The following is a 24,920-nucleotide window of genomic DNA, read 5'->3' as shown; positions in this document are numbered from 1 at the left end:
ATTTGATTGACTGGGTGGAGAGGCGAGATGGAGACTAATACGATCCCTGCCAAAGTAAGTATTGCGCGTCGAGCGGCACAGATTGCATATCTCGTAGCCCTGATACTGCTGGTAATTCTGATTTACCATTTTGTTCATACTGATTCCCGCACCGAGGCCTCAATCGATTTCAACAATCATGCACTGTTGGCACAGAGAATCAAGTTGGCTAAAGAGGTCAAACTCTATGAAGGTTTACCTCATCAGTTTTTCGAACAGGCACACCTTGCCTCGGAACTTAAGAACAAGAAAACAGTCACGCTACATGGCTTTCCCTTCTATGCCGACTTGCTTCCTTTGAGTGTCGAAGATGGGATCAAACTGAAAGAGTTATTTTGCGATGGCAAGTCGCTCAATTCTGATGGCGCATATATCAGCATGGGCGGGAGAGCCAGTAATCCGGATGGTAGCGTAACTATTGCAGCCAAAGCTTGTGGTGGGTTTCATCCTGATTATTGCATTGAATGGCGAGTGGAAGGTGAGGTGTATCAGGCGTTGGTCTGCTTTAGTTGTTCCGAGCTGAGATGTTTCGGCCCTCAACATACTCTGCAGTGCGATCTGGATAAATGTGGCGACGATTCAGCGTTTGCGAAGGTGTTGCGTAAATACAGGAAGAATAGACCTGTTAAATCCATCGATAACTATTGGTGGTATAGAAGACCCCTTGCAATTCATTGAGAATTCCTGAATTGGATCAGGCGAGGTAAACCAATTCCGCCCAGGCTTTTAGTGATCTCCCCCGATTTCCTCCATCACCCTCGCACATTCCTGCAAAGGATGATATCCTTTCCTGACTGATTTCGAATCATGGAAACCTGCTGTGTCCTTTTCGCCTGATACGCCATTGCACCAGAACGATAATCCTGTCGAGTTGCCACTGCACGACTTGCCTCTGGAAGATTTTCCCTTTGATGATCCGGCCAAGGAGGAGAAGTACCAGCAGGCGCGGGCGGATTTGCTGCTCACCGATGACCCGCGAGCCAAGAATAACTGGTGGCTGCTGCTCTTCATCAGCGTAGCGGCAATTATCTTTATCGAACAGGGCAACCTGAATGCCATGCAGATTGGCGTGCTGGTAGGCGTGATCTTCTTTCACGAACTGGGCCATGCGGTGGCGATGCGCTGGTTTGGCTACACCGATGTCCGCATGTTCTTCATTCCTTTCTTCGGTGCAGCAGTCACGGGCAATAAACATGCAGCGCCAGCCTGGCAGCAGGCATTCGTGGCACTCATGGGGCCGATCCCCGGGCTGTTGCTGGCACTCGCAGGATACCTGGTGGTTCGCGACGATATTCCCAGTTGGGGATTTTATGTCATCGTCATGCTGGTAAGCATCAACGCATTTAACCTGCTGCCACTCGGCTTTCTTGATGGAGGCCGATTCTTTTCGATTCTGATATTCAGCCGCAATGCCTGGGTAGAAGCGTTCGCACAACTGGTATCGGCTGGTATCGTTGCTGCGCTCGCCTATTGGCAGCAAAGCATTTACCTGGGCGTACTGTCATTTTTCATGCTCATTGGTACGCCGCTCATCTTCCGTCGTGGACTGATGGTTTCCAAGCTCAGGCAGACAGGCATTGCACTGCCCATGACGGTGAAGGAACTGCAGCCTCTGCACCTGCGCATGCTCTTTGCAGCGACTTACGACGTGCTAGGTGGCATGAAAGCTGATCCCAAAATGCTGGCAGCCCACATGCGGGAACTGCATCACCGGGTGCTGGTGCCGCCTCCGGGTTTGCTCACCACGTCAGTCTTCCTTCTGGTCTATGTGCTGGCCTGGCTGGTCGCAGCAGGTGCTATTTTCTTGCCGGTGTATGATCGAAATCAGCTTCAAGAGGAATATGTCGCCAAGATGATGAACACGGTGATGCCCAAGCAGATGGCCATCGGAAAGGCGAGATTTGATTCCAAGGATCTGAAGGGTGAAGCGAAGGCCAAGGCTGATGAGAAAATCAAACAACTGCAAACCGAGTTGCGTGCAGCCAAGGAACAACTCAAGCCGATGAGAGAAAAGTTGAAGCGATACACATTGCAGATCGGTCACGATGAAGTTGATTTTAACGACATCGATTTCGATGAAGTTCTTGATCAGTGGCAGAAGCAGAAGTAAGAACGTCTAACACAAAGCACCCCCTCACCCAAACCCCTCTCCCTCCAGGGGAGAGGGAATATAGCGAAGGTTAGTCCAGTTTGGCAATGGGGCCGGGTTGGAAATCGACTACTTCCATGTCGATGTTGGTGTAGCCGTTCCATTCGTTGGTTTTGGGCGTGAAAGCCAGGCAGCATTTTCCCCCGCCCGACTTCAGTTCTTCCAGACGGTCAGCCATGCCCCAGGCAATGGCCTTGGCGGTCTTGCCGTTGCCTTGCTTAACCTTAAACGAGAGATGATGTTCGCCTTTGCCCACTTTGCGAGGTTCATCGATCAGTTGCAATTCACTAGCAAGGAACAGTGGTCGGCGGTTGCCTGAGCCATGTGGCTCCAGGGCGTTGATCCCCTTCATCAACCCGTGCGAAAGGGCAGAGAGAGGAATTTCCGCATCCAGCTTCAAAGTGTGTTGAAGCGTTTTGCCATTGAGTTTGCGGGCGGCACATTGCACAAAGGCTTCGCGCAATGTCTCAATCTGTTCCTTGGCGACTTTGAACCCGGCGGCAGCAGCGTGGCCACCATGGCTGATCAAATGCTGGGAGCATTCCGCCAATGCTTCATGGAGCGGGAACCCATCAATGCTGCGGCCTGATCCTGAGCCAACGCCTTCCTGCGTGGAGATGATCAACACCGGCCGGGCATACTTTTCCACCAGTCGGCTGGCGACAATGCCAATGACACCGGGGTGCCACTCATCGCTGCAGAGCACCAGGGCTGGAGCATCGCTTAGCTCCGTTGATGCTTCCACCATTTCCTTGGCCTGCGACGCAATACGTCGTTCAACAGTCTGGCGTTTTTCGTTTTGCTCGTTAAGGTAGCGGGCGAGGTCAACCGCACGAGTCTGATTGGCGGTTGCCAGCAGTTCAATAGCGAGCCTGGCTTGTCCTAATCGGCCAGCAGCATTGAGCCGAGGAGCCAGGGTGAAACCGATGTGTCCAGCGTTGAGTTCCTTTTCGCCGAGTTCCGCCGCCTGTAGCAATGCTTTCAGCCCAATGCTGGGTGCCGATTGCAGTCCTTTCAAGCCCTGCGTGACAAATATACGGTTTTCGCCAATCAGAGGAACTACATCAGCCACGGTGCCCAGCGCTACCAGGGCGACACACTCCACCAGGTAGTTCTTGAAATGGTCACTGACTTTTTGTGCCTGGCTGAACTTCTGGGCAATGGCCCAGGCGAGCTTGAAGGCTACACCTGCACCGCACAAGTGGGGAAAAGGATATGTTGAACCAGGCAGTCGGGGATGCACCAGCACCGTGGCATCGGGCAGTTCATCTTTCATCTCATGATGGTCGGTAATGATCAGTTCCATGCCGAGTTCACGTGCAACCTGAGCCTGTTCAACGCTGGTGATGCCGCAGTCAACGGTCACCACGGTCTGGATGTTCTGGTCTTTGAGTTTACGCAATGCCTCGCTGTTCAGGCCGTAGCCTTCTTCGAGCCGATCAGGGACATAGTAATCGACGTCTGCACCGGCCATTTGCAGGCATCGCCAGAGAATGGTGGACGCGGTGATGCCATCGACATCATAGTCGCCGTAAATGCAGATGCGTTTTTTGTTCTGAGCAGTATGGTGGATACGCTCTGCAGCATCACAAATACCCGGCAGCAAGGCAGGGTCGTGAAGCCCTGACAGTTTGGCGTTAAGGAAAATCTGGGCGTCGGCGGGTTGCGCTACGCCACGGTTAATGAGAAGTTGTGCCAGGGCAGAGGGGATGTTGAGTGCCTTGGCCAGATGATCCGTCATCTGTTGGTTGTAAGGCAGCAGCGTCCATCGCTTGGGAATGTGCATGGATAGTGTTGTAGGACGTGGTAGAATGGATGACGAGGGTTAAAGAGAGGTGATGCCATGAGCAAAGTCATATCCAAGGTACGTCAAGGTCGTGTAGAGTTCATTGCACCAAGTGATTGGCCGGAGGGCTCAAATGTCGAATCAAGTCAGGTAAGTTCTACGAACTATGATGATTTGATGTCAAAGGAGGAAATTGAACAAACTCTGAAAGCAAGGGATGAGTATTTTTCCCAAGTGTTTGATCAAGCGGCACACCAGGAAATTCAGAACCATATTAACGAAATGAGGAAGCGTGATAAGGAGCAGGCAATTGCTCGATTAGATAAAATCAGTAAAGGGTGGGATTAATGAAGTATTTGCTTGATACCAATACTGCCCAAGCATATTTACAGGGCAACAAACAAATCAAGATACGATCAGATGATGTTAATCGACAAGGTTCTCGTGTCGGCATTTCTGTTACCGTACTTGCGGAGCTTTCAGCAGGCATCGAAAACAGCCAGACTCGTGATCGCAATATGGTGCTTTTGAAGCAAGCCATGAAATCTCTCTATCTTTGGCCGTTCGATGAAGCTTGTGCCTATCAGTATGGACGCATCACTGCATCTCTGAAACGACAAGGACGATTGATTGGTTCCGTTGATGTAATGATCGCAGCTTCAGTTATTGCATTGTCCCCTTATACTTTAGTAACGACTGATTCCGACTTTCAAGTCATACCAGGCTTGCAGGTTGAAAATTGGTTCACATAACCAGGTGATGCCGAATGGCTGATGTCCTGCTTAGCGAAGACCAAAAGCTGTTATTGATGGCAGCAGCAGTCGGGCAATTAGGCCCAGACAGAGATCTTTCAATCGTTGGTACCAACAGGATCCTGTGGCTGGCACTTCGATTCAGTGGCCTCTCGAAAGAAGAAGCTTCTGCTGTATTCACAAGGTCGCATCAGAAAGTTAGTGATCCAACCTTTGACAAGCTATTCAATACGCTTCGACTCATGACGCGATTCAAATATGGTGGCGTTGACCATATCCCAAAGACTTCCGGAATAGTCCTGTTCGAAGGGCACGGTAATTGGGGAGATCCTGATGACAAAAATGTCATTCCTGCTCATCCCGACTTTACTTCCTGTCGGTTGACCTCTGCTGGCTTAGCAAACGCAGAAAAACTCATAGAAAACCATCCGGAGTATCGAGACTATGCCCACGAAGTCGTTCGCCCGAGTCCTCCTAAACCAACTATTACTGATTGGATTCAAATGCACCTTAGTAACTCTATCGACCCCCTTGCTATCGGCGTTTGTTCCTGGGCTTTGAACGTCAAAAGCGTTAAGGAACTCCGTCAGCTTTGTAACCAACTCAAGGTCAACGTCATCCAGATTGCTTGTGGCGATCCGTTTCATGCTGCATGGGATGAAGGGGACAAGATGCCTGAAGCAGCACTGGCTGCAGGGTTTCAGATGTCGTGTACCATGCTCGGCTTCCCCGGTGAAGATTACACCACGCCGCAGACCATTCATGCCACGGGTGGTTTTGGGCCCAAGCATCTGCGTCAGGAACGCTTGGATCGGTTTGCCTGGGCGCTCGATCGTACGAAAAAGCTGGGACTGACCGATATGATGTTCCATGCCGGTTTTGTTCCCGAGAAAACCGATGCTGACTATCAGCCCTTCCTGGCAACACTTCGCAAGGCGGCGGACTTGGCTCAGGAACGGGGTATTATCTGTGCTTTGGAAACGGGGCAAGAAAGTAGCGATCAACTGCTGGCGTTTGCCGCTGATCTGCAGCGACCTAATGTGCGGATCAATTTCGACCCTGCCAATCTGCTGCTTTACGATAAGGATGAGCCGTTGCCTGCATTGAAAAAGATTGGTCACCTGGTGCAGAGTGTGCATGTGAAAGATGCTATCAGGCCGACGAAGCCAGGCGACTGGGGCACCGAAATGCCATTAGGCGAAGGTACTGTCGGTATGAAGGCTTTTGTCAAGACGCTCAAGGAAATCGGTTACACCGGCCCGCTTTGCATCGAACGCTGTGTCAGCGATCAGGCTCAAGCCATTCGCGATGTAGAACACGGCATCAGGGTGTTGCAGGAAGTCTTGGAGGATGTTATGTAGGGTACGCTTAAACACATACAACCCTGGTAAATGCCAGGGTTGTGATGTTTCAGTCGAATTGTATTATTGCTGTGGCGGATTCAGCGGTGGCGCTACAGGCACATTCGGCATCATGCCAGGATTAGCAGGCAGCGGAGGTGTCACCACTGGCTGTACATTGCGTACCGGATAGCGATACATGTCTGGATTGGCTTCCGCCATCGACTTCTGCATCGAAGCCAGTTCCTTGCTGTGTTTGTACAGCGGAGCAGGCTGAATGTAATCAGGCTTGTCTTTGAGATAGTCAGGGGAAGGCAAGGTCATGCCACCAACCCAGGTCTGACAGCCAACACTGCCACCCAGCAGCGTGCCAACCAAGCCCAGGGCCATCATGGCTCGTGTCAAACTTGTCATCCCTGATCCCCCTCAAATTGTTCTGCAACCCGGCTGTATCAAGAGCAGCCAGACTTATATTGAGTCCTCCTTTGTATCGGATGGTACAGAAGCGAGGCTTCAACGAATTTAGCGATTCTGTCAGCTGGATGGGTCGTATCATGGAAAAAGTCTGCTATGATGAGACGACCTGGTAGTTTGGGAAAGAGAGATATGAGTCTGGGGGCCTGGATGAAGCGTATCAGGAAGCTGCTGCCACAAACCACGGCGGCCCGTCATACCGTTCGTCAACATCCCTTGGTGTACCAATGGCATGCTGAGCCGGGGCGGCGTTCATTGCCGATGCGGCGGGTGGAGCCATCCCGGCCATTACCAACGCCTACCATGATGGGGCTATCGCAAGTACCATTTGATTTCACTGGCCACATGACTCGTCTGTGCCAGCATATTATCGAGCACACGCCTGATTTGAAGCATATCGATTTGAGCAGAGTGCTGGTGACTATTACGCGAGCCAAAACAAGAAGACATACCGGCTTACAGGCCAAGGTTACTCCCATGCGGTTCAAACATGGGCAATTGACGCAAAAACGGCGAAGCTGGGTTTACCAAGTTCAGCAGTATTATGTGAACAACGTCGAGATGCTCTATCTGCTTTCCTTCTGCCTGCCTCGCTTTCAAGACCTGCCTTACGAAGAGAAACTGATCACCATATTCCATGAGCTGTTCCATATCTCACCCGAGTTCAATGGCGATCTGCGTCGGCATGAAGGACGATACTACCAGCATTCGCACAGCAAGAAAAAATACGATGCGCACATGCAAGGCTATGTGGAGAAGTATCTACAGGTTCACCATGACGCCTCGTTGACCGGCTTTCTTCGTAGCAGCTTCGAGGAACTGCACGAAAGGCATGGCAGCGTGCACGGCGTGATGGTACCGGTGCCCAAGCTGGTGCCGTTGCTGGGATAAATTCATGCGAACCCTGATTGATGGCTACAACGTACTGTTCAGCCTGGGCATGGTGCCAACGCCGGTAAGGGAAGGCGATTTGCAACGTGCCAGGCAGCAACTGCTCGAAATGCTCGCTGATGGACTGGGAGATAAAGCGAAATTCTGCTCCGTGGTGTTTGATGCCGCCAAGTCGCCTCCACGCACTCCAGGTGATGGGGTCTATCGTGGCATTGAAGTGCGTTTCACCAAACGGCGGGAAGAAGCTGATGACCTGATTGCCTGGCTCATCACGCAGTGCCATGTGCCGAAACAATTGACAGTTATTTCCTCGGATCATCGCCTGGTGGAAGCGACTACCCGCAAGCGGGCGACCTCTATCAAGGCTGATCAGTTCATCGACTGGCTGGAAAGACAGAAATCACCTTCGCCATCAACAACATCAACGCCTACCGTGAACCCCGAGGAACAAGCCCGCTGGATGAAAGCCTTTGCAGGCATTGATAAAGAGCTGGCAGATGCCACCAGCTTTCCGGAAGAATCGTGGACGAAGGGCATGCACCTGAAAGATGATGAACTGGATGATGATCCGAGAACGAAGCATCGGATGAAGCCGAAGGGATGATCCGTGAGAAAAATGGATCGACAACAAAGAATGGGACTCATGCTCGGGTTTCATGGCCTGGTTGGTATCGTTGTGACCATATGGTCGTTCGCTGCCTGGGAGCGAAGCACTTTATTTGCGATCGTGCTCTCTATTTTTGCTGCATTGGGATGGCTACTGGTGCTGGGTATCTATTGATGGTCAAGACAGCCATGGGTTAAGTTGCTTGGCTATGTATGTGGTATAGCTTTTACTTTGTCAGCCTTCGTTGGTGTTGTTTTCTGTGTGATTTCCCCTGCGGATTCTGTGGAAGCAGGAATGAGCCTGATGTTCATTCCACTCTTTTTGGGATTGGTAGTTCTCGGTTTTGTCGTGTTAATCAATTGGAATAAGCTTTACTTAGGTGAATCACAAGGTAATAAGTTTAGTCCGAGAATGCGAGGATATTAAGAATCTATCATTCGGTGATCGTGCCACACTTCGACGGGTACTCACGTCGAGGTGTGCTGCTTTCGCTTGTGGCAACACTTTTAAAAAAGAGTTGCCACATGGTTCCTCGCAACCACACCCAAACGGAGTACCGCCGGAGCGTGGCACAGATTCCGCAACTCAAACCGAATTAATTATGAATTGTTCCAATGGCTCTATCTGAATCTCTTGGCGCTTCTTGGCGTCATGGCGGTAAAAATTATGAACCGCCAAGTCGCCAAGTCGCCAAGGATCGCCAAGGATCGCCAAGAGAAACACGCTGCGAGAACGGTGTTCACCTGGAATTATTCTGCTTGGACTCTATTCGGTTCGAGATGAACTACTTCGCCTTCACATCAAAACACCAGATTTTATCCTGATCGCGCAGGTACAGTTTGCCCGCGGCGACTACCGGATAGACCCAGGTTGGTTTGCCACTCAGTTCCTGCATCTTGAAACGACTCACTTCCTGATAACCCGTTGGTACGGCTTTTACCAGGCCCATCGTGCCGTTTTCGCTCAATACATAGAGCATGCCATCAGCATAGGTGACAGAGCCTTTGCCCACGCTGCGGTCTTTCCAGAGAATCTTGCCGGTCTTCCATTCCATACAGACCAGCACGTTGCTGTCGAAACCGTAAACGTGTTCATCAACCAGAACATAGCCGCCATGATGATTCTTGAAGTTCTTGTTGAAATAAACTTCCTCCGCTGAACCGTCGGGCTTCAAATCGATGAGCGCGCAACCGGTGCCATAGTCGGAACTGTAAAGAATCTTTCCAATGAAAAAGACCGGCATCGAGCAGTTGGCAGTGCTGTTGGCCATCTTGTCGAACCGCCAGAGGAATTTACCATCGTTCAGTTGAACACCCACCGCACCTTTACTGGTGAAGGTGACAACCTGTTGCATGTTGCCTACAGTGATGACTTGTGCAGAAGCATATCCGGCTTGTTCAGCACCATTATGGTTTGGATCACGCGACCGCCAGATTACCCGTCCGTTGGATTTATCGAGTGCCACCAACGTGCCACCGGTTCCGCCGGGCATGACGATCACTTTGTTATCAATCACCAGGGGTGATTCACTGATGCCCCAGACAATGTTCTCGCCGCCAAACTCTTCGAGAATGTTGAGCTTCCAAAGTTCTTCGCCATTCTCCTGGTTCAGGCATTGAAGATCGCCATTGGCTCCAAGAACGTAGAGCAACTCGCCATCAAGCGTGGGGGTGCAGCGCGGCCCGTCGCCCATGCCATTCTTGTAGATCGCCCCGTTTTTGCGTGACCAGAGTTGTTTACCATCTTTCAGCGAATGGCAGTAGGTGAATTGTCCATCATCGGTTTGCCCCATGCAGAACATGCGGTCACCTTTGATGGCTGGACCTGCCATAGCGGAACCAAACCCAGTTGCTTTCCAGAGCAGCGCCGGGCCTTTTTCAGGCCATTGCGTGAGCAGTCCCTTCTCTGCTGATTTGCCATCGCGATGAATGCCACGGAAAGCGGGCCAGTCGTCACCGTGAAGTGAAGAGAGGGATAAGACTGCTAGTAAACTAATTGTCAGAAGTGTCTGTTTCATGGTGATCGCGAGCCTCCGTACCTTGAACATGCTCGATATCTTATGGGATGGGTGAGTACCCATTCAGTAGCTCGACTTATTTTCGCTTGCGCATATAGGCCTGCCTGCGAGCTTCTGCAACCTGCTCATGGAGATAGGCGAGCATTTCATCAGGCTTCATAGCCAGCAGTTTCTCAGGCGGAATGATTTCCCCGGCGTAGCCACACAAGCTGGCTTTGGTAGCTGACGACCATAATGGGGACCAGCTTGGCTTCAACGTTTTCGGCGGCCAGGCATGGAATGCACCTGCAAGACCAAAGGGAAGTACAGGCACTTTCGCCTTCCGTACCAGCAGCACGATGCCTTTCATGAACTCTCGCATCTCGCCGGTGGTGCTTCGCGTGCCTTCAGGAAAGACGAGGACTGCTTCACCATCCTGAAATCGTTTCAGAGTTTCCTTGATGCCATCGAGGCCAATGCCTTCGAGATCCACAGGGAATCCACCTTGCCTGGTAATGAACCCACCCAGAAACCAGTTTTTAAACAGTGTCTTGCGTGCCATGTACGAAATGGGGCGACTCACGGTAATTCCCACCAGAGGCGGATCCCAGACGCTTTCATGGTTGGATATGATCAGGAGCGGTCCTTTCCAGGGAACGCGCTGCATGCCAAAGCGGCGAAACGAATTAAAGATCAAAAAGATCATGCCGAAAAGCCAGAAGCCGAATTGCTGCCAGGCCCGACGGGAAAAGGAGAGCGGTTTCATCCAGCCTTCTCCCGATACTGTTGCACAGCCTGGTAAAGCTGATCAATCACCTGTTGCTTGGAAATATGCGTGCTGTCGATGATGATTGCATCTTGAGGAACCACCAGTGGTGCAAACGACCGGCTTTTATCACGCAGATCCCGGCGGTGCAATTCCTGAGCCAGTTGTTCCTGGGTCTTGCTCCTGTCCTCGCGATGGTGCAAATCGAGTAGCCGTCGCTTTGCTCTTTCGTTGACATCGGCATCAATATAGAACTTTAATTCAGCATTGGGGAAAACAAAGGATCCCTGATCACGGCCTTCCGCGACAAAACTACGTCCCTCTGCCAGGTAACATTCAGCCCGTTTGTGGATTGCTGCATTGATATGCTTGCGAACCGCAGGGAGTTCCGCCCAGGTGCTGCTCAGGTGCGACATCAGGTTGCCTTCAATTACCTGGCTGACATCGTTCTGATTGAGGTAAACATACTGGTCATCGGCATCAATCTGCCAGTCTTTCAAATGTGGGGCAAAATCCTCACAGGTAGCCTGCTCTTTCAGCCCGGCGTGATGAGCGGCATAGGCCAAGGCACGGTACATCGCTCCGGTGCGCAACAAAGCAAAGCCCAGCCGGTTTGCCAACTCGCGGGCTGCAGTCGTCTTCCCAGAGGCACTCGTACCATCAATCGTGATGATCATAGCATCATGTTAGCAGCCTGAGCAGATTAGGGCAGGATATCTGGATGTCATCCATGGGCTAATCGCGTGGAGGATGTATGAAAAATCGGTAAAAATCCGTGTTCACTAGCCACCCAGTAGGGGGCATGCATAGAGTTGCTTTGCCAAGTCTTTTCTCATTTCAAGGAGTGTTGGTATGTGTTGTCGTATAGTAGCTTCGTGTCTGCTGGTTCTGGCGATGGCTGGCGTTGTTGCAGCCCAGCCACCCGAAATGCCCAAGCCTAGTACTGAACATGCGTATCTCAAGAAACTGGTAGGCAACTGGGATTGCACCATGAAGATGATGGGCATGGAGATGAAATGCAGCCACAGCTATGAAATGCTGGGCGAATTCTGGGTGATGGGCAAGTTTGAAGGTGATTTTGGTGGCATGAAATTCTATGGCCGCGATACCTGCGGTTGGGATCCCAATAAGAAAAAATATGTCATGACCTGGGTCGACAGCATGTCCCCCACGCTGACCATGCTTGAAGGCACCATGGACGCATCTGGCAAGACACTGACCACCGAAGGCATGAGCACCAACATGGAAGGCAAGCCATGCAAAGTTAAGGAAATCGTGACATGGAAGAATGACGATGAAATGGCATTCACCATGTATGAAGAAAAAGCTGGTAAGATGGAAGTGAACTTTGAGATCAGCTACAAGCGACGCAAGTAATTTTCAGCTTAAGTAAATGCTGAATAGTTGAGACAGGGTCGCGATGGTACTCCATCTCGACCCTGTTTGCTTGAACATTGTCACGAATTTACAGGGTCGAACATGAGTACATTTACAACCCTGCCACAACTTCCGCTTTTTCAAAAGGCGATTAAGCATTCAGATCGGTTAGCCCACCAAATCTTCGTTCACGTTTTCCAAAAGTTCTGACAGCATCAAATAATGCTTCTCGATCGAAATCAGGCCAGTAGAGATCAGTCACATAGAGTTCAGCATAAGAAATCTGCCAAAGTAGAAAGTTGCTGATCCGCATTTCTCCAGCAGTACGAATCAGCAGGTCTGGATCAGGGCATCCCGCCGTGTACAGGGCTTGTCCAATGGATGCTTCATCAATCTGTTCAGGCTTCAGTTGCCCTTGCTGTACTTTTCGGGCCAGTTGCTGTACCGCATCGACAATTTCAATGCGGCTGCCATAGTTGATGGCCAGGCAGAGCGTCATGCCATGGTTATGTTCGCTCAGTCTGCAGTTGGTATCAATTTCATGCAGTACGTCCGCTGGTAGTGGCTCTCGGCGGCCTATGGTCATGAATTTGATGTCCTGCTCAAGAATCTCCTCGCGCTCTTCGATCAGGAATTCCTTGAGCAGTGCCATCAGGAAATCAATTTCGGTTTGCGGCCGTTTCCAGTTTTCTGAACTCAGGCAGAACAGTGTCAGTTGTTCGATGCCGAGCCTGCAGCATTCTTCCACCACCACGCGAACACTGCCTGCCCCCTGGCGATGACCGACGGTACGCACTTCATCCCGCTTGCCTGCCCACCGGCCATTACCATCCATGATGATGGCAATGTGCCTCGGAATCGTGGTGATTCCCCAGGACTGCAGTGCATCAGGGGTGTAGCGGGGTTTGGTGGGCATGCTCAGCAGATAATGGTTTGATCCCGATCCGGACCGACGGATACCATGGATACAGGCAAGCCGACCGCACCGCTGATGACATCAACATACCGGCGGGCAGCAGTGGGCAGGTCACTGAGTTTCCGCAACTTGGAAATATCTTCCTTCCAGCCGGGGATCGTCGTGTAGATAGGTTTGCATTTAGCCAGTATCTGGGAATCACTAGGGAAATGATCCACCCGCTTGCCATCGACTTCGTACGCTGTGCAGACTTTGACTTCTTCGAGTCCACTGAGAACATCGAGCAGCATCAGGGATACAGAATCAGCATCGCTGAGCGCTGCGGTGTAGCGCACTGCAACGGCATCAAACCAGCCACAGCGCCTTGGTCGGCCAGTGACGGTGCCATACTCTCTGCCCACCTTGCGAATCTGGTCGCCGATGGCGTCGGTCAACTCAGTGGGGAAGGGGCCTCCACCTACTCTTGTTGTGTAAGCTTTGACAATGCCAAGAACTTTGGTTAATCGACGTGCTGGTACACCAGCGCTGCCAATGCCTGCTGCAGTGCTGCTGGAACTGGTGACATAAGGGAAAGTACCATGATCCAGATCGAGCAAGCTGCCTTGTGCTGCTTCAAAAAGAATCGTGTCTTTGGTCACCAGGGCATGATGCAGCAGTTCAGTGGTATCGGTGATGTGGGGTCGCAGCTTTTCTCCGAAGGCAATGTACTCATCAGCAAGTTGGTTAGCCTTGAACTGGCTGGTGGACCCCAGTGCAGCCAGGATTTTGTTCTTGATGGGGACAATGATATTCAGTCGTTCGCGCAGCCAGTCGGGCTGCAAGAGTTCACCAACACGAATAGCATAGGTTCGGCCAGCCTTGTCTGCATAGCAGGGTCCGATGCCACGCCCAGTGGTACCGATAGGCTTGGGAGCCAGGCCTTCATGAGCAGCTTCTTCCGCCATGTGGTAGGGGAAGATCACATGTGCCCGGTCGCTCAACTTGAGGTTCTGCCCGGTGATGCTGATGCCGGCTTTCTGAAGGCTATCGACCTCTTCAATGAACCGAGGCGGATACACTACCACGCCGTTGGCAATCACTGCAGTGCGATCAGGCCTGAGCACGCCAGTAGGCAACAGGGAAAGTTTGAAGGTTTTATCGCCATGTACAATCGTGTGCCCGGCATTGGCACCACCATTGTAACGGACAATGATCCGATGCTTTTCTGCCAGCAGGTCTACCATTTTGCCTTTGGCTTCATCGCCCCACTGTAAACCGACAACGCACACCACAGAGGACATCAGAACCTTTCCGGTTTTAATCAATGCAACTGTTGGAGAACACCAAAACGGGGAAAATACTCTGCGTACCCATTCAAGTACGACTTATACGTTCTATGCCGACACAAAGTGAACGCCTACCATATGTTCCGATGGGGTAAGCCTTGACCGGGCGCCTTCAGACGGGTATGGTCGAACGTAGGGTGGGAAACTACCTGCGGTGCAGATGTATTGGTGTTACGGTTTTAACGATTTTGCCGCTGAACTGCTGGAGTTGGCATCATGAAGCGATTTTGGGTTGGTTTGGCCATCCTGTCTTGCATTCCGTTGTCAGGCCTGGCACAAGAGCCACCTGCTTCTTCGCAGACTACACCACCACCGGTGGGTGTGGGTTTCAACGAACGCGTGGTGGAGAAACTCGCCAGTCCGGAAGATCGTGAAGCCAACATCTGGATGCTCGATTTCCACTTCAAAGATCCTCGAATTATGAAGATCGATGTTCCGGGGAAGGGCACCAAGGTTGTCTGGTACCTATGGTATCAGATTTCCAATACCACGGGTGAACCTCGGAATTTCAATCCCCGTTTTGTCTGGCTTGCTCAGGATGAGAACACGGTTCATCACGACAAGGTGCTGCACACCGTTCAAAAAGAAGTGCAGAAACGGGAGGATGAGCAGAACATCCTCGATATCAAGAACTCCTGGACCATCAGCAAGGAACCGATCCCTGTCAGCAAGGAATTCGATGGCAGTGGCAACCGCATTGCCTACCCGCTCCGAATCACTGGCGTTGCCACCTGGGATGACATCAATCCCAAGTCAACCCAGTTCAGCATCTTGGTGTTCGGCCTTTCCAATGGCTACACCAAGGTTGATGGCCCCGATGGCAAGGAAATTGTCCGCGTGAAAACGCTGCAACTCAATTTCAAACGCGTAGGCGATGATGACAACCTGAAAGGTGAACAGGTAAAGTTCGTTAACTACAAGTGGATTTATGCGACAACACCTGAACCACTGCCTGTGATTACTGAGAAAAAGTAAGCAACTGTCAGCCTACAATAGAAATGCAAGATAGCCCGGAGTTAATCCCGGGCTGTTTCATTAAGTGCCTGGGCGATGGCGGCCCATTCCTCCTGCAGGCCTCCTTGAAACACCGGCCTTCCCGCCTGACTGTACCAGTAACGGGCGTTGCCAATATCCCCTTCCTTGCGGTGCAGGTAGGCATGCATCCAGGAACCCATGTGGGTATGATCTTCCTGAGCACAGGAATGGGCTGCTTTCCAGTCGCCGTGGGCATCGTGCCAGAGAGCTTGGGTGATGAGGCATTGATCCGTGGGAAGCTGCGTCAGTTGTTTAATCTGTTCCGGTGTCATTAAACCTGCTCAACTTTATTCCACTTTCCATCACGTGCTGAGTCGAGCACTGCATCACACACATACTGTGTCCGCAGTGCATCGCGGAAATCGGGCATAGCTGGCTTGCCGGTTTCCAGACTTTCGCAGAAATCGGCAACCTGGTGGACAAAGGAATGTTCATACCCAATCTGTAAGCCAGGCACCCACCATTTGCCCATATAGGGGTGGTCGCCATCGGTGACATGGATGCTTCTCCAGCCGCGGACAATGCCTTCGTCACTATGATCGAAATACTGCAGCCGGTGCAGGTCGTGTAGATCCCAGGCGATGGAGGCATGCTCGCCATTGATTTCAAAAGTGTAGAGTGCCTTGTGGCCCCGGGCATAGCGGGTCGATTCGAAGGTAGCCAGCGAGCCGTTGTTGAAGCGGCACAGGAATGCACAGGCATCGTCGATGCCCACTTTTTCTTTCTTGCCAGTGAGGTTGTGCTGCCGTTCCTTAATGAAAGTTTCGGTCATGGCACTGACGGTGTTGATGTCGCCATTGAGCCAAAGGGCAGTATCGATGCAATGTGCGAGTAGATCGCCTGTTACGCCGGAACCAGCTGCGCCGACATCGAGCCGCCACAGGCCATTGCCACCCTGAGGCAGATCGGGGCTGATGGTCCAATCCTGCAGGAATTTGGCACGGTAATGGAAAATGCGGCCCAGTTTGCCACTGTCAATCAGTTGCTTGGCGAGTGTCACCGCAGGCACACGGCGGTAGTTGTACCAGACCATGTTTTTCACTTTGGCCTTTTCGACAGCAGCCACCATCTCACGGCCTTCCGAACCGTTCATGGAGAGTGGTTTTTCACAGAGAATCATCTTGCCGTTGGCTGCAGCAGCCAGAGCAATTTCCTTGTGGGTGTTGTTGGGGGTGCAGATGTCGATGGCATCAATGTCTTTGCGTTCGACCAGCTTGCGCCAATCGGTTTCAGTGCTGGCGTAACCCCATTTGTCAGCAAACGCTTTGACTGCCTGTTCATTGCGGGCACAGGCTGCCTGCAGAACCGGCTGATGTTTCAGATCAAAGAAATTCCCGACTTTACGATAGCCGTTAGAATGAGCCCGACCCATGAATCCGTAACCGATCATTCCAATACGCAGGGGTTTAGCGGCCATCGTTTCTGAACCTCATCAGAGAGTAAAGATCAGGAGTGTGCTCATTGCACTCCATCAAGGTGTGGAAGTCAATCATTGACAGAATTAATATGGAACTTCAACCGGGATGGCATAGTTTATTGATACCAATCATTGTTGCAGAAACTTCAAATCCTCTGCAACAAGCCCTTACTCTCACTTCTCAAGGGTTACAGGAGAAACGCTGATGTTACCGATGGTGTTGCTGGTATCGCTTGCTGCGCCGCAGGCAGAATTCAAAACCCCCGCTCCGGAATTCAACAAAGTGACCGAATGGGTCAACTCCAAGCCGCTGAAGCTTTCGGAACTGCGAGGCAAAGTGGTGGTGGTCCATTTCTTTGCATTCGGCTGAATCAACTGTGTCCGAAACTATCCCTGGTACAGGGAAGTGCAGGAACGTTATAAGAATAGCGAAGTGGTCATCATCGGTATTCATACACCTGAAACCGAGACTGAGTACAAAATTGACAAGCTGAAAAAGAAACTGGAAGATGCCGGCCTGACTCATCCTGTTGCAGTGGATAATAACCAGGCGAACTGGAACCGGTACGGCAACCGCATCTGGCCCAGTGTTTATCTCATTGACAAGAAAGGCAATGGTCGTTTCCGGTGGGATGGTGAACTGAAGTGGCAGGGCGCCAAGGGCGATACCATCATGCATGACAAGATCAAGTTGCTGTTGAAGGAACGGTAGAAACTACTTGATTAAATGCACTACAACATACCGGCACCAGGGCCGGAGTGTTAGCCAGTGGCGTAAAATGGCACCGTCCAATCGATCGAGCATGGGAAGCAACGGACAGTTTTTCCATGCTCGGCGGATCATGCCCGACAACTGCACGAACTGTAATTCAGCACTGGGAAATACTGTTTGAATCTGGCGTAGATCGTCCGCAGTCAACGGTCTTTCATCGGCAGTCCGTTCCTTACCGGCGTAGGGCAGGTAACGCCGGGCCAGTTCTAGGAGTTGGTTGCCTCCCCAAGGCTCACAGAAAACGGCCTGTCCGCCAGGTGCCAGCACTCGTTTGATTTCCTTAGCTGCATGGGTCAGTTCCAGATGATGCAGTATGGCGACACCCCAGATGGCGTCCATACTGCCATCTCGAAAAGGTAAATGAGCGCCATCAGCCACTACACCCTCAATTGCGACTTGGTTGCTTTTCGCTCTGCACACTGCTTCGTGCACGTAGCCTGAAGAAAGATCGAAAGCGATTACATGGGCACCCATGCGTGCCAGGCTGGTTGACGCCATGCCGTGCCCGCAGCCAAAGTCCACAACTCGCTTATATTGCAGGTTGCCAAGTCTGGCGAGTGCCGGGCGTACCCACGGTTCATGGTCAAGATAATCTTCGGCAGGAAAACGCAACAAGGCTGGGTTTGCTTCCCAGCCCTGGCGGCGTTCCTGGGCCTGCTCATCATGAAAGTGTTGTTCGTGACGCAGGCGTTCGTTCATGGAATTACTTCAATTCCTTGATGACGATGTCTTTGAAAATGACGTCCATCGGTCCGCCGCCATGAATCTGCAGTGCGATGATGCCAGAATCGGGAAGCTTGTCAAAGCTGCCATCGAGCATGGTCGTTCCGTTGATCTTGATGACCACTCGTTTGCCCTGGCACAAAATGTAGTAGTCGTTGAAATCATTGGTCTTGATAACTTTCTTGACAGTTTCCGGGTCAGAGGCTTTCATCATGCCGCCAAACTGTTCGCCATACAGGCTGCCCCAGTATTGTTGGCCCATGTCGCATTGGGGACCGGCCACAACAAATTTCTTCTGATCGATGATCTTCGAACGAATCTGAATACCACTATTTCCTTTTCCGTTAACGATGTTGACTTTCAGGCTCAGTTCAACATCCCGGAATTCCTTTTGGGAACAGAGAAACGTATTGAAGTCGATGCCTTTGGGTTGCGTGGTGCCGTAGATACAGTCCTGGCGAACGGACCAGTGTTTGTCCAGGCCCTTCCAGGCGACGTTGCCCGGAGTAGGCGATCCCTCTTGAGGTGACAACAGGCCACAGGTTAAGATCAGAAAAGCTAAACCAGAATGCATCAAGGTGCTCCCATGAAATGGTTTGAATCGGCAAGTGGTCTGTTTATCGTTTGGTGAACCGTATGAAGACTCACCAGTACAATACGGAAATTCCGCATGAAGTGTGCAGGCAATTCCCATGTTTGGAACGCTCTAAATCGGTAACTCTGCAGCCGGCAAGTTTTTCCGGCGCCAGGGTCTGGAAAGTAGAAACAGCGCAACAGATATTGGCGGTCAAGCAATGGCCGATGGGGCATCCCGTCCACATGCAGTTGACTGAAATACATGCGATGATGAATCAAGCCAGAGTGGAGGGACTCAACTGTGTGCCTGCAGTATTGCCCACTTATACTGGATCGACAACGGTGGAATCGCAACACCAATATTGGGATGTCTGTACCTGGATACCAGGTGAACCCTGCCTGAATCCTTCGGAAGAACAACTGAAGCAGATCGTCCGTGTCATCTCCCAACTGCATACCATTTGGCGGCGGATGGGTCATCGAGTTATGACGCAGTGTCGCGCTGTGCAAATTCAGCATGAAAAGCTCTTAGCCTGGCAGCATGGCTTTTTCAAGGCAATCCCGGATCTACCTGTGTACGCTCATGCTGCAGAAACCATTCAGCGATATCGAGCATCGGGGCTGAATGCGCTTGGTCCCTGGTTGTCTCGCAAGGTCGGTCAACACCCTTGTCTGGCCGATTGCCGTATCGAACACTTCCTGTTCAAAGACCAGTTGATAACTGGTATCGTGGACTACGGTGGAATGCGTTATGATCACCCTGCTCAGGATTTGGCAAGGCTGTTTGGATCGATGGAATCGGTTCACCCTGCAATCAGGTCCAGTGCCCTGGCAGAGTATGGATCAACATCTTCAGAGTTCGATCAGTTACGCACGCTGCTTGAAACGTGGGGATTGCTGGTTGCCATCGGAAATTGGCTTACCTGGCTGATGAAAGCGAAACGTGCTGTTTCCTTCATTCAGGAGGGTGAAAGGCGATTGCAGTTCCTGCTTAATCGGTTCTGCAGTCTGAGAAATCAACCTGTTTTCTGATCGTAAAGGACTACTCATGCCCCGGCTAAATATAATCAATAATTGGAGTGAAACGAAAAGGAATGATATGAGTTCGGTCAATCATAGAAAAACTTCGAGACAAAGCAGGCAACGTAAGACAGTTGCACGCAGAGGTCAGGCACCCATTGCAGAGAACATTATTCATACCTGGGTGGGTGAGGTGCAGTTTAATCGTGGCCTCAAATACGTCGAACAGTCGTTGCTCTTTCACCATTCACGACGAGGCACTTGGATCAAGGCCTACTGTGAAGGCAAAAGACATGGCAGCCTGTATTATCAGGTTCGTGCCAATGTCGTTGATGGCCGGATAGACAAAGCGAATTGTTCGTGTTCCATTGGCAAGTATGGCATCTGTCCCCATATTGCTGCGTTACTGGTGGAGTATTGCCGCAGTCCGGAGCGATTTCCGGTTTTTTCCATGTTTCGCTGGTTGGGCCAACTGCTTGGTCTGCAAAACTAATACAGGCGGGACGATTGTTCTAGCGAAGATTCTCGCACTATTGTAAGGTACAGCAGTAATGTCTTATCTATTGAGGTGATTTCATGCGCTTCATACTTCTGGCACTGTTACTCCTGGCGGGTTGCTCGAATAACAACCCGGTGAATGTTTCAGGGAATTCCTGTAATGACGTAGTGCTGCAATTCCATCCTTCGGATAAGGCACAGGAAGACATTCTTGCTGCGCTGATCAAGGCCAAAACGGGGATAACCCTTGAGTTGGCTGCAGGGACGTATTCCTTCAATACCAGTCTTTCGCTAACCGTTCCCGGTGTGACTATCCGCGGAGCAGGCATGGATCAGACCATTCTTTCATTTAAGGAACAGGATCAGGGCAAGGAAGGAATCTTGGTGACCGGGAATGATTTCAAAATGGAAGGACTGACCATTGAAGACACCAAGGGTGATGCTTTGAAAATCAACGGCGCCACCAATGTTACGCTGACCAAAGTGCGTGCTCGCTGGACGGGTGGTCCTGCAGAAACCAATGGAGCGTACGGCCTGTATCCGGTACAGTGCAGCCATGTAATTATTGATGGCTGCGAAGCTGAGTGCGCATCCGATGCTGGTATCTATGTCGGTCAATCAAAGCAGGTTATCGTGAAGAATTGCAAGGCAACCCGCAATGTGGCAGGCATCGAGATCGAAAATTGCACCGAAGTGGATGTCTTTGACAATTACTCGACCAACAACACCGGCGGGTTGCTGGTGTTTGATCTGCCTGACTTGCCCGCCAAGAATGGTAAGCAGGTGCGGGTGTTCAGGAACACGGTGATTGCCAACAATCATCGCAACTTTGCACCCAAGGGCAACATTGTAGCCACAGTACCTCCGGGAACGGGCATGATGGTGCTGGCCAGCGACCAGGTGGAACTCTTTCAGAATCAGGTCAAGCAGAACAATACCACTGGTTTGTCGATCATCAGCTACCACCTGGTGCAGAAGCCGATTCAGGATAAGGATTATGACCCATATCCTGAAGGTATTTACGTTCACGACAATGTATTTGAAGAGAATGGCAACTCACCCGGTGGCGAAATGGGATTACTGCTCACTGGCCTCTTAGGCAAGCCATTGCCTGACATTCTGTACGATGGCAATACTGATCCCAAAAAGCAAGTCGATGGCAAGCTGCCTGAAGAGAAACGCTTGAAGATCTCGAATCAAGACAAAGCACGCTTTGTTAACTTGAATTACACCGGCGGCGATATTCTGAAGTTCGCATTAGGTAAGCCCAAAATCGAACGTAACATCGCTTCCGTTGCCGGGACATTGCCAGCACTGCCTGCGGTGGAGTTGAAGTAAGCAACCTATGATAAGACAAGCAACAAGAATCAGCCTCGCAGCATGGGTGTGTCTGGCAGTCGTATGTTCAGGTTGCGGGAAAACGGAAGCCACCAAGGTTCAGAAGGCGGGCTCATCCCAGCAATGGGATGAACTGCCCAATTCGCTGGCAGATCTTCAGTTATTCCAGGGGCCTATTGCAGAGCAGGAGCCTGTAGCAGGTGTATTGCATTACGAGTTGAACACGCCACTCTTTTCCGATTACACTGCCAAGTATCGCTTCATCAAGCTCCCGGCAGGGAGCAGCATGCAATTCATCAACGAAGATGCATCACTGGAGTTTCCTGTTGGAACGCTGATTGCCAAGACTTTTGCTTACCCACATGATCAGCGTGACCCCGCCAAAGGACAGAAGTTACTGGAAACTCGCATCCTGAAACGGGAAGCGGCAGGCTGGATTGGTGTCAGCTACCTCTGGAATGATGAGCAGACAGCAGCGACCCAGAAACTGACCGGTTCCATCGTGCAGTCCAAATGGACTCATTTTGACGGCAACGAACGGACCAATGCCTACATCGTTCCCAATGCCAACCAATGCAAAGGCTGTCATGGCCCGACCAATCAACCCATCGGCCCCAAGCCCAGGAATCTCAACAGGCCGCCACCAGGAACGATGGCCGGAGCCAATCAGTTGGAACTCTGGCGGGATGCAGGTGTACTGCAAGGTTTGAAGAATGGGCAGCAGGTACATGCGGTGCCAGTCTGGAATCAGGAAACAACCGGTTCGCTGGAACAACGGGTACGAGCCTGGCTTGATATCAACTGTGCTCACTGTCACGATCCCACCGGCCCGGCACGTCAATCTGGGCTCGATTTGCGCTATACGCAGCTGGAACCAGCTAAGCGTGGTGTTATGAAAACTCCTGTTGCTGCTGGTCGTGGTTCGGGCGGTAAACTCTATGATGTGGTGCCTGGCAAGCCAGATGAATCGATTCTGATTCATCGGCTCGAATCGACGGAGCCAGGCATCATGATGCCTGAGTTGCCACGCCGCATGGTGGATGAAGAGGGTGTCAATCTGATTCGTAGCTGGATCAGTTCTTTGAAATAGTGGTGTTCATGCTGAGTGGCTTACCACGATCCTTGCTGATACCCAGTTTTTCAAACAGTGAATTACGGGCTTCACGCAGGTCTGCAACACTTGGAAGTCCTTCTGGCAACACTCCTTCCACCACTGCTACACGATAACTGAGCAGAAACAGCAATCCCCAGGTTACCACGGTAGCTGCAGTGTTCTTGGAGAAGAGTTTTAATGCGCTGCCGGCAAACTGGTTCAATTTGGGCTTCAGCCCACGAAAATCGACAGCATATATTTCATCCAGCAACAAATGGGAAACAAATCCAATCAGAACACCACCAGCCATCGCCAATGCAATGCGGTCGCCTTCGCTGACAAAGAGCAGATAAGCGGAAATGGCTGCAATCAGTGCAGCAGGAATGCTGTGACACATGCCACGATGCACGGTCAGTTGCTTGAACAGGTATGAAAATCCGAAACGCATGAACAAGTACATACCGCCGGCCAGGAGCAAGCGGAATTCGAGATTCCCATCCCCCAGTTTGTGAAAGATCAGAATGCTGCAGGCGGCAGCGATGAAGCTGAACATCTCCCGGACGGGTCTGCCACTGTCGCTATCGAGGTCAGGCAACATGCCTGATAGGCTGCATATGCTGCCAGCGAGTACTGCCTGCGCGGGTTCAAACCCAAGCGATTTCAAGCCAACAGCATAACCGACTCCCAAAACAGTGGAAAAGGCGATATGCTCTCGAAACGCAGCCATGGTGCATCCTTTCGCTAGGCATTCAGCTTGCGCAAATTACCTCAATAACGTGGTTCCAGCAACCCCGCCTTGACCCCCAGCGCCAAGCCGGTATAGTCCGCCGACACGGTTTTCTGAACGGGGACTGTTCGTGCTCCTTATCCATCGGTACATACTCTGGGAATTGCTCCGCATCTTCATCATGGCCCTGGCTGGCCTTTCCTCCATCGTGGTGATGGCAGGCATTGTGCAGGAAACCTCGCAGCAGGGTCTGGGTCCGGAACATATCATGTTGCTGGTGCCGCTGCTTCTGCCCAGTACCTTGCCCTATACCGTTCCTGCCACCATGCTATTTACCGTGGCAGTGGTGTATGGCAGGTTGTCGGCTGATAACGAAATTACAGCCATCAAGGCTGCTGGCATTCCCATTCGTGTTGCTTTATGGCCTGCGGTGCTGCTCAGTCTGCTGATATCAGCGGGCGTGTTTGCGCTGCATTACGAGTATATTCCCCACACGCATCATCGCTTGAGGGGCATGGCATTCAACGAATCAGAAGATTTTCTCTACGCCAAGCTGCGGCGTGATCTCTGTTTTAACGAACCTGGGTTTCAATACTCCATCTATGTTCGGGAAGTGCACGGCAAACGACTCATTGGCCCTATCTTCAAACAACGCAATGAAAAGGGTGAGTACGTCATGATAGCTTCCGCTGAGGAAGCGGAAATCAAAGTCGATCTGGATACCAAGACGATCATCGTCACGCTGATCCTGCCCGACGTCATTCGCGAGGGAAATTCAGGCCAGTTTGAACGGGAAGTCATCAAGATTCCGTTCCCTAAGAAGGTCAATCGCAATCCCCGGCCACGAGAGCGGTCTATTCCGGAAATCCTTGAACGCCAGGTCGATGCAGTTGTCGAAGAGGAGAAGCAAAAGGAAGAACTGGAGAAGTATTCGCCGGGAAGTACGGAATATCTGGTTCAACGGCAGAAGTACTATGACATTCGTCGTGAGGTTGGCGAACTGCGGGTGGAACTGGCGGAACGACCATCGCTGGCACTCGGTTGTTTCTTTTTTGTTCTGATCGGCTGCCCGGTAGCAATCTGGTTTCAAAAGAGTGATTTTCTGAGTTCCTTCGTCACCTGTTTTCTGCCTATTGTGCTGGTCTACTATCCACTCAATCTGCTGATGAAAAACCTGGGTAAGGATGGAAACAATGTGTACCTGGCCATGTGGCTGGGCAATGCCGTTCTGGGAGTTGCCGGACTGATGCTCTTATGGCGACTCGGACGCCGATAAGGGCTTATTCCCAGGAACAGGAGCAAC

At 51.4% G+C, this 24,920-nt stretch carries 28 protein-coding genes; 16 read left to right on the top strand and 12 right to left on the bottom strand.

From position 1 onward, the window contains the following. Positions 1 to 27: 27 nt before the first annotated feature. Both JNJ77_19505 and JNJ77_19500 read left to right on the top strand, forming a co-directional pair. Positions 28 to 717, top strand: coding sequence for a hypothetical protein (locus JNJ77_19505; protein MBL8824782.1), 690 nt, complete (start codon positions 28 to 30; stop codon positions 715 to 717). 142 nt (positions 718 to 859) lie between these two features. After that, on the top strand, positions 860 to 2,149 hold the full coding sequence (locus JNJ77_19500) for a hypothetical protein (GenBank protein MBL8824781.1): 1,290 nt from the start codon (positions 860 to 862) through the stop codon (positions 2,147 to 2,149). A 70-nt stretch (positions 2,150 to 2,219) separates the two neighbouring features. Here JNJ77_19500 and recJ read toward each other — a convergent pair whose 3' ends face one another. Further along, on the bottom strand, positions 2,220 to 3,974 hold the full coding sequence (gene recJ / locus JNJ77_19495; GenBank protein ID MBL8824780.1) for a single-stranded-DNA-specific exonuclease RecJ: 1,755 nt from the start codon (positions 3,972 to 3,974) through the stop codon (positions 2,220 to 2,222). 57 nt (positions 3,975 to 4,031) lie between these two features. On the opposite strand from recJ, the gene JNJ77_19490 reads away from it, so the two are divergent. From JNJ77_19490 to JNJ77_19480, 3 genes are all read left to right on the top strand, one after another. After that, the gene (locus JNJ77_19490) at positions 4,032 to 4,322 is read left to right on the top strand and encodes a hypothetical protein (GenBank protein ID MBL8824779.1); all 291 of its coding nucleotides are present in this window, start codon (positions 4,032 to 4,034) and stop codon (positions 4,320 to 4,322) included. Next, complete coding sequence (locus tag JNJ77_19485) at positions 4,322 to 4,726, top strand: type II toxin-antitoxin system VapC family toxin (protein MBL8824778.1); 405 nt, start codon at positions 4,322 to 4,324, stop codon at positions 4,724 to 4,726. Before JNJ77_19490 ends, JNJ77_19485 begins: the two co-directional genes overlap by 1 nt. Before the next feature lie 503 nt (positions 4,727 to 5,229). Then, positions 5,230 to 6,087 carry a sugar phosphate isomerase/epimerase gene (locus JNJ77_19480; GenBank protein ID MBL8824777.1) on the top strand — a complete coding sequence of 286 codons (858 nt, stop codon included), beginning with the start codon at positions 5,230 to 5,232 and terminating at the stop codon, positions 6,085 to 6,087. A gap of 63 nt (positions 6,088 to 6,150) precedes the next feature. On the opposite strand, the gene JNJ77_19475 is transcribed toward JNJ77_19480, so the two are convergent. Then, positions 6,151 to 6,480 (bottom strand): hypothetical protein, encoded by a 330-nt coding sequence (locus JNJ77_19475; GenBank protein ID MBL8824776.1) that lies wholly within the window; start codon positions 6,478 to 6,480, stop codon positions 6,151 to 6,153. 210 nt (positions 6,481 to 6,690) lie between these two features. On the opposite strand from JNJ77_19475, the gene JNJ77_19470 reads away from it, so the two are divergent. Both JNJ77_19470 and JNJ77_19465 read left to right on the top strand, forming a co-directional pair. Then, on the top strand, positions 6,691 to 7,431 hold the full coding sequence (locus tag JNJ77_19470) for a hypothetical protein (protein ID MBL8824775.1): 741 nt from the start codon (positions 6,691 to 6,693) through the stop codon (positions 7,429 to 7,431). Between the two features lie 4 nt (positions 7,432 to 7,435). Beyond that, positions 7,436 to 8,035: an NYN domain-containing protein gene (locus tag JNJ77_19465; GenBank protein ID MBL8824774.1), complete on the top strand. Its 600-nt coding sequence runs from the start codon at positions 7,436 to 7,438 to the stop codon at positions 8,033 to 8,035. A 787-nt stretch (positions 8,036 to 8,822) separates the two neighbouring features. Here the strand turns inward: JNJ77_19465 and JNJ77_19460 are convergent. From JNJ77_19460 to cmk, 3 genes are all read right to left on the bottom strand, one after another. Next, on the bottom strand, positions 8,823 to 10,055 hold the full coding sequence (locus JNJ77_19460) for a PQQ-like beta-propeller repeat protein (GenBank protein ID MBL8824773.1): 1,233 nt from the start codon (positions 10,053 to 10,055) through the stop codon (positions 8,823 to 8,825). Between the two features lie 76 nt (positions 10,056 to 10,131). Then, on the bottom strand, positions 10,132 to 10,800 hold the full coding sequence (locus tag JNJ77_19455; protein MBL8824772.1) for a 1-acyl-sn-glycerol-3-phosphate acyltransferase: 669 nt from the start codon (positions 10,798 to 10,800) through the stop codon (positions 10,132 to 10,134). Next, positions 10,797 to 11,477 carry a (d)CMP kinase gene (gene cmk / locus JNJ77_19450; GenBank protein MBL8824771.1) on the bottom strand — a complete coding sequence of 227 codons (681 nt, stop codon included), beginning with the start codon at positions 11,475 to 11,477 and terminating at the stop codon, positions 10,797 to 10,799. Before cmk ends, JNJ77_19455 begins: the two co-directional genes overlap by 4 nt. A 175-nt stretch (positions 11,478 to 11,652) precedes the next feature. Between cmk and JNJ77_19445 the strand changes: the two genes are divergently transcribed. After that, a complete protein-coding gene (locus JNJ77_19445; protein MBL8824770.1) occupies positions 11,653 to 12,177 on the top strand; it encodes a DUF1579 family protein in 525 nt (174 codons plus the stop codon). 151 nt (positions 12,178 to 12,328) lie between these two features. On the opposite strand, the gene JNJ77_19440 is transcribed toward JNJ77_19445, so the two are convergent. Continuing rightward, positions 12,329 to 13,093 carry an isoprenyl transferase gene (locus tag JNJ77_19440; protein MBL8824769.1) on the bottom strand — a complete coding sequence of 255 codons (765 nt, stop codon included), beginning with the start codon at positions 13,091 to 13,093 and terminating at the stop codon, positions 12,329 to 12,331. A 2-nt stretch (positions 13,094 to 13,095) separates the two neighbouring features. Then, the gene (locus JNJ77_19435; protein ID MBL8824768.1) at positions 13,096 to 14,373 is read right to left on the bottom strand and encodes an adenylosuccinate synthase; all 1,278 of its coding nucleotides are present in this window, start codon (positions 14,371 to 14,373) and stop codon (positions 13,096 to 13,098) included. 261 nt (positions 14,374 to 14,634) lie between these two features. On the opposite strand from JNJ77_19435, the gene JNJ77_19430 reads away from it, so the two are divergent. Further along, positions 14,635 to 15,393, top strand: a complete 759-nt coding sequence (locus JNJ77_19430; GenBank protein ID MBL8824767.1) for a hypothetical protein — start codon at positions 14,635 to 14,637, stop codon at positions 15,391 to 15,393. Positions 15,394 to 15,434: 41 nt separating this feature from the next. Here the strand turns inward: JNJ77_19430 and JNJ77_19425 are convergent, their stop codons facing one another. Both JNJ77_19425 and JNJ77_19420 read right to left on the bottom strand, forming a co-directional pair. Next, positions 15,435 to 15,725 carry a hypothetical protein gene (locus JNJ77_19425; GenBank protein MBL8824766.1) on the bottom strand — a complete coding sequence of 97 codons (291 nt, stop codon included), beginning with the start codon at positions 15,723 to 15,725 and terminating at the stop codon, positions 15,435 to 15,437. Beyond that, on the bottom strand, positions 15,725 to 16,870 hold the full coding sequence (locus tag JNJ77_19420; protein MBL8824765.1) for a Gfo/Idh/MocA family oxidoreductase: 1,146 nt from the start codon (positions 16,868 to 16,870) through the stop codon (positions 15,725 to 15,727). The genes JNJ77_19425 and JNJ77_19420 overlap by 1 nt, the downstream gene beginning before the upstream one ends. 205 nt (positions 16,871 to 17,075) lie before the next feature. Between JNJ77_19420 and JNJ77_19415 the strand changes: the two genes are divergently transcribed. Continuing rightward, positions 17,076 to 17,240 carry a hypothetical protein gene (locus JNJ77_19415; protein MBL8824764.1) on the top strand — a complete coding sequence of 55 codons (165 nt, stop codon included), beginning with the start codon at positions 17,076 to 17,078 and terminating at the stop codon, positions 17,238 to 17,240. Between the two features lie 36 nt (positions 17,241 to 17,276). Then, positions 17,277 to 17,582: a redoxin domain-containing protein gene (locus JNJ77_19410; GenBank protein ID MBL8824763.1), complete on the top strand. Its 306-nt coding sequence runs from the start codon at positions 17,277 to 17,279 to the stop codon at positions 17,580 to 17,582. Between the two features lie 3 nt (positions 17,583 to 17,585). Here JNJ77_19410 and JNJ77_19405 read toward each other — a convergent pair whose 3' ends face one another. Together JNJ77_19405 and JNJ77_19400 are read right to left on the bottom strand one after the other, a co-directional pair. Next, a complete protein-coding gene (locus tag JNJ77_19405) occupies positions 17,586 to 18,341 on the bottom strand; it encodes a class I SAM-dependent methyltransferase (protein MBL8824762.1) in 756 nt (251 codons plus the stop codon). Positions 18,342 to 18,345: 4 nt separating this feature from the next. Next, positions 18,346 to 18,939, bottom strand: a complete 594-nt coding sequence (locus tag JNJ77_19400; protein ID MBL8824761.1) for a DUF1080 domain-containing protein — start codon at positions 18,937 to 18,939, stop codon at positions 18,346 to 18,348. A gap of 62 nt (positions 18,940 to 19,001) precedes the next feature. Between JNJ77_19400 and JNJ77_19395 the strand changes: the two genes are divergently transcribed. From JNJ77_19395 to JNJ77_19380, 4 genes are all read left to right on the top strand, one after another. After that, positions 19,002 to 19,973: an aminoglycoside phosphotransferase family protein gene (locus JNJ77_19395; GenBank protein MBL8824760.1), complete on the top strand. Its 972-nt coding sequence runs from the start codon at positions 19,002 to 19,004 to the stop codon at positions 19,971 to 19,973. A 67-nt stretch (positions 19,974 to 20,040) separates the two neighbouring features. Then, positions 20,041 to 20,454 carry a hypothetical protein gene (locus tag JNJ77_19390; GenBank protein MBL8824759.1) on the top strand — a complete coding sequence of 138 codons (414 nt, stop codon included), beginning with the start codon at positions 20,041 to 20,043 and terminating at the stop codon, positions 20,452 to 20,454. Positions 20,455 to 20,537: 83 nt separating this feature from the next. After that, entirely contained in the window at positions 20,538 to 21,797 is a 1,260-nt protein-coding gene (locus JNJ77_19385) for a right-handed parallel beta-helix repeat-containing protein (GenBank protein ID MBL8824758.1), read from the top strand. A 7-nt stretch (positions 21,798 to 21,804) separates the two neighbouring features. Then, on the top strand, positions 21,805 to 22,887 hold the full coding sequence (locus JNJ77_19380) for a hypothetical protein (protein MBL8824757.1): 1,083 nt from the start codon (positions 21,805 to 21,807) through the stop codon (positions 22,885 to 22,887). On the opposite strand, the gene JNJ77_19375 is transcribed toward JNJ77_19380, so the two are convergent. Next, entirely contained in the window at positions 22,871 to 23,617 is a 747-nt protein-coding gene (locus JNJ77_19375; GenBank protein MBL8824756.1) for a metal-dependent hydrolase, read from the bottom strand. The two genes, JNJ77_19380 and JNJ77_19375, sit on opposite strands and share 17 nt — an antisense overlap. Positions 23,618 to 23,747: 130 nt before the next feature. On the opposite strand from JNJ77_19375, the gene JNJ77_19370 reads away from it, so the two are divergent. Continuing rightward, positions 23,748 to 24,893 carry an LptF/LptG family permease gene (locus tag JNJ77_19370; GenBank protein ID MBL8824755.1) on the top strand — a complete coding sequence of 382 codons (1,146 nt, stop codon included), beginning with the start codon at positions 23,748 to 23,750 and terminating at the stop codon, positions 24,891 to 24,893. The last annotated feature ends 27 nt before the right edge of the window (positions 24,894 to 24,920 follow it).

This window comes from Planctomycetia bacterium (genome assembly GCA_016795155.1).
Taxonomy (GTDB): domain Bacteria; phylum Planctomycetota; class Planctomycetia; order Gemmatales; family HRBIN36; genus JAEUIE01.
Note: the sequence above shows the minus strand (reverse complement) of the source record. Positions and strands in the feature narration are given on the sequence as shown.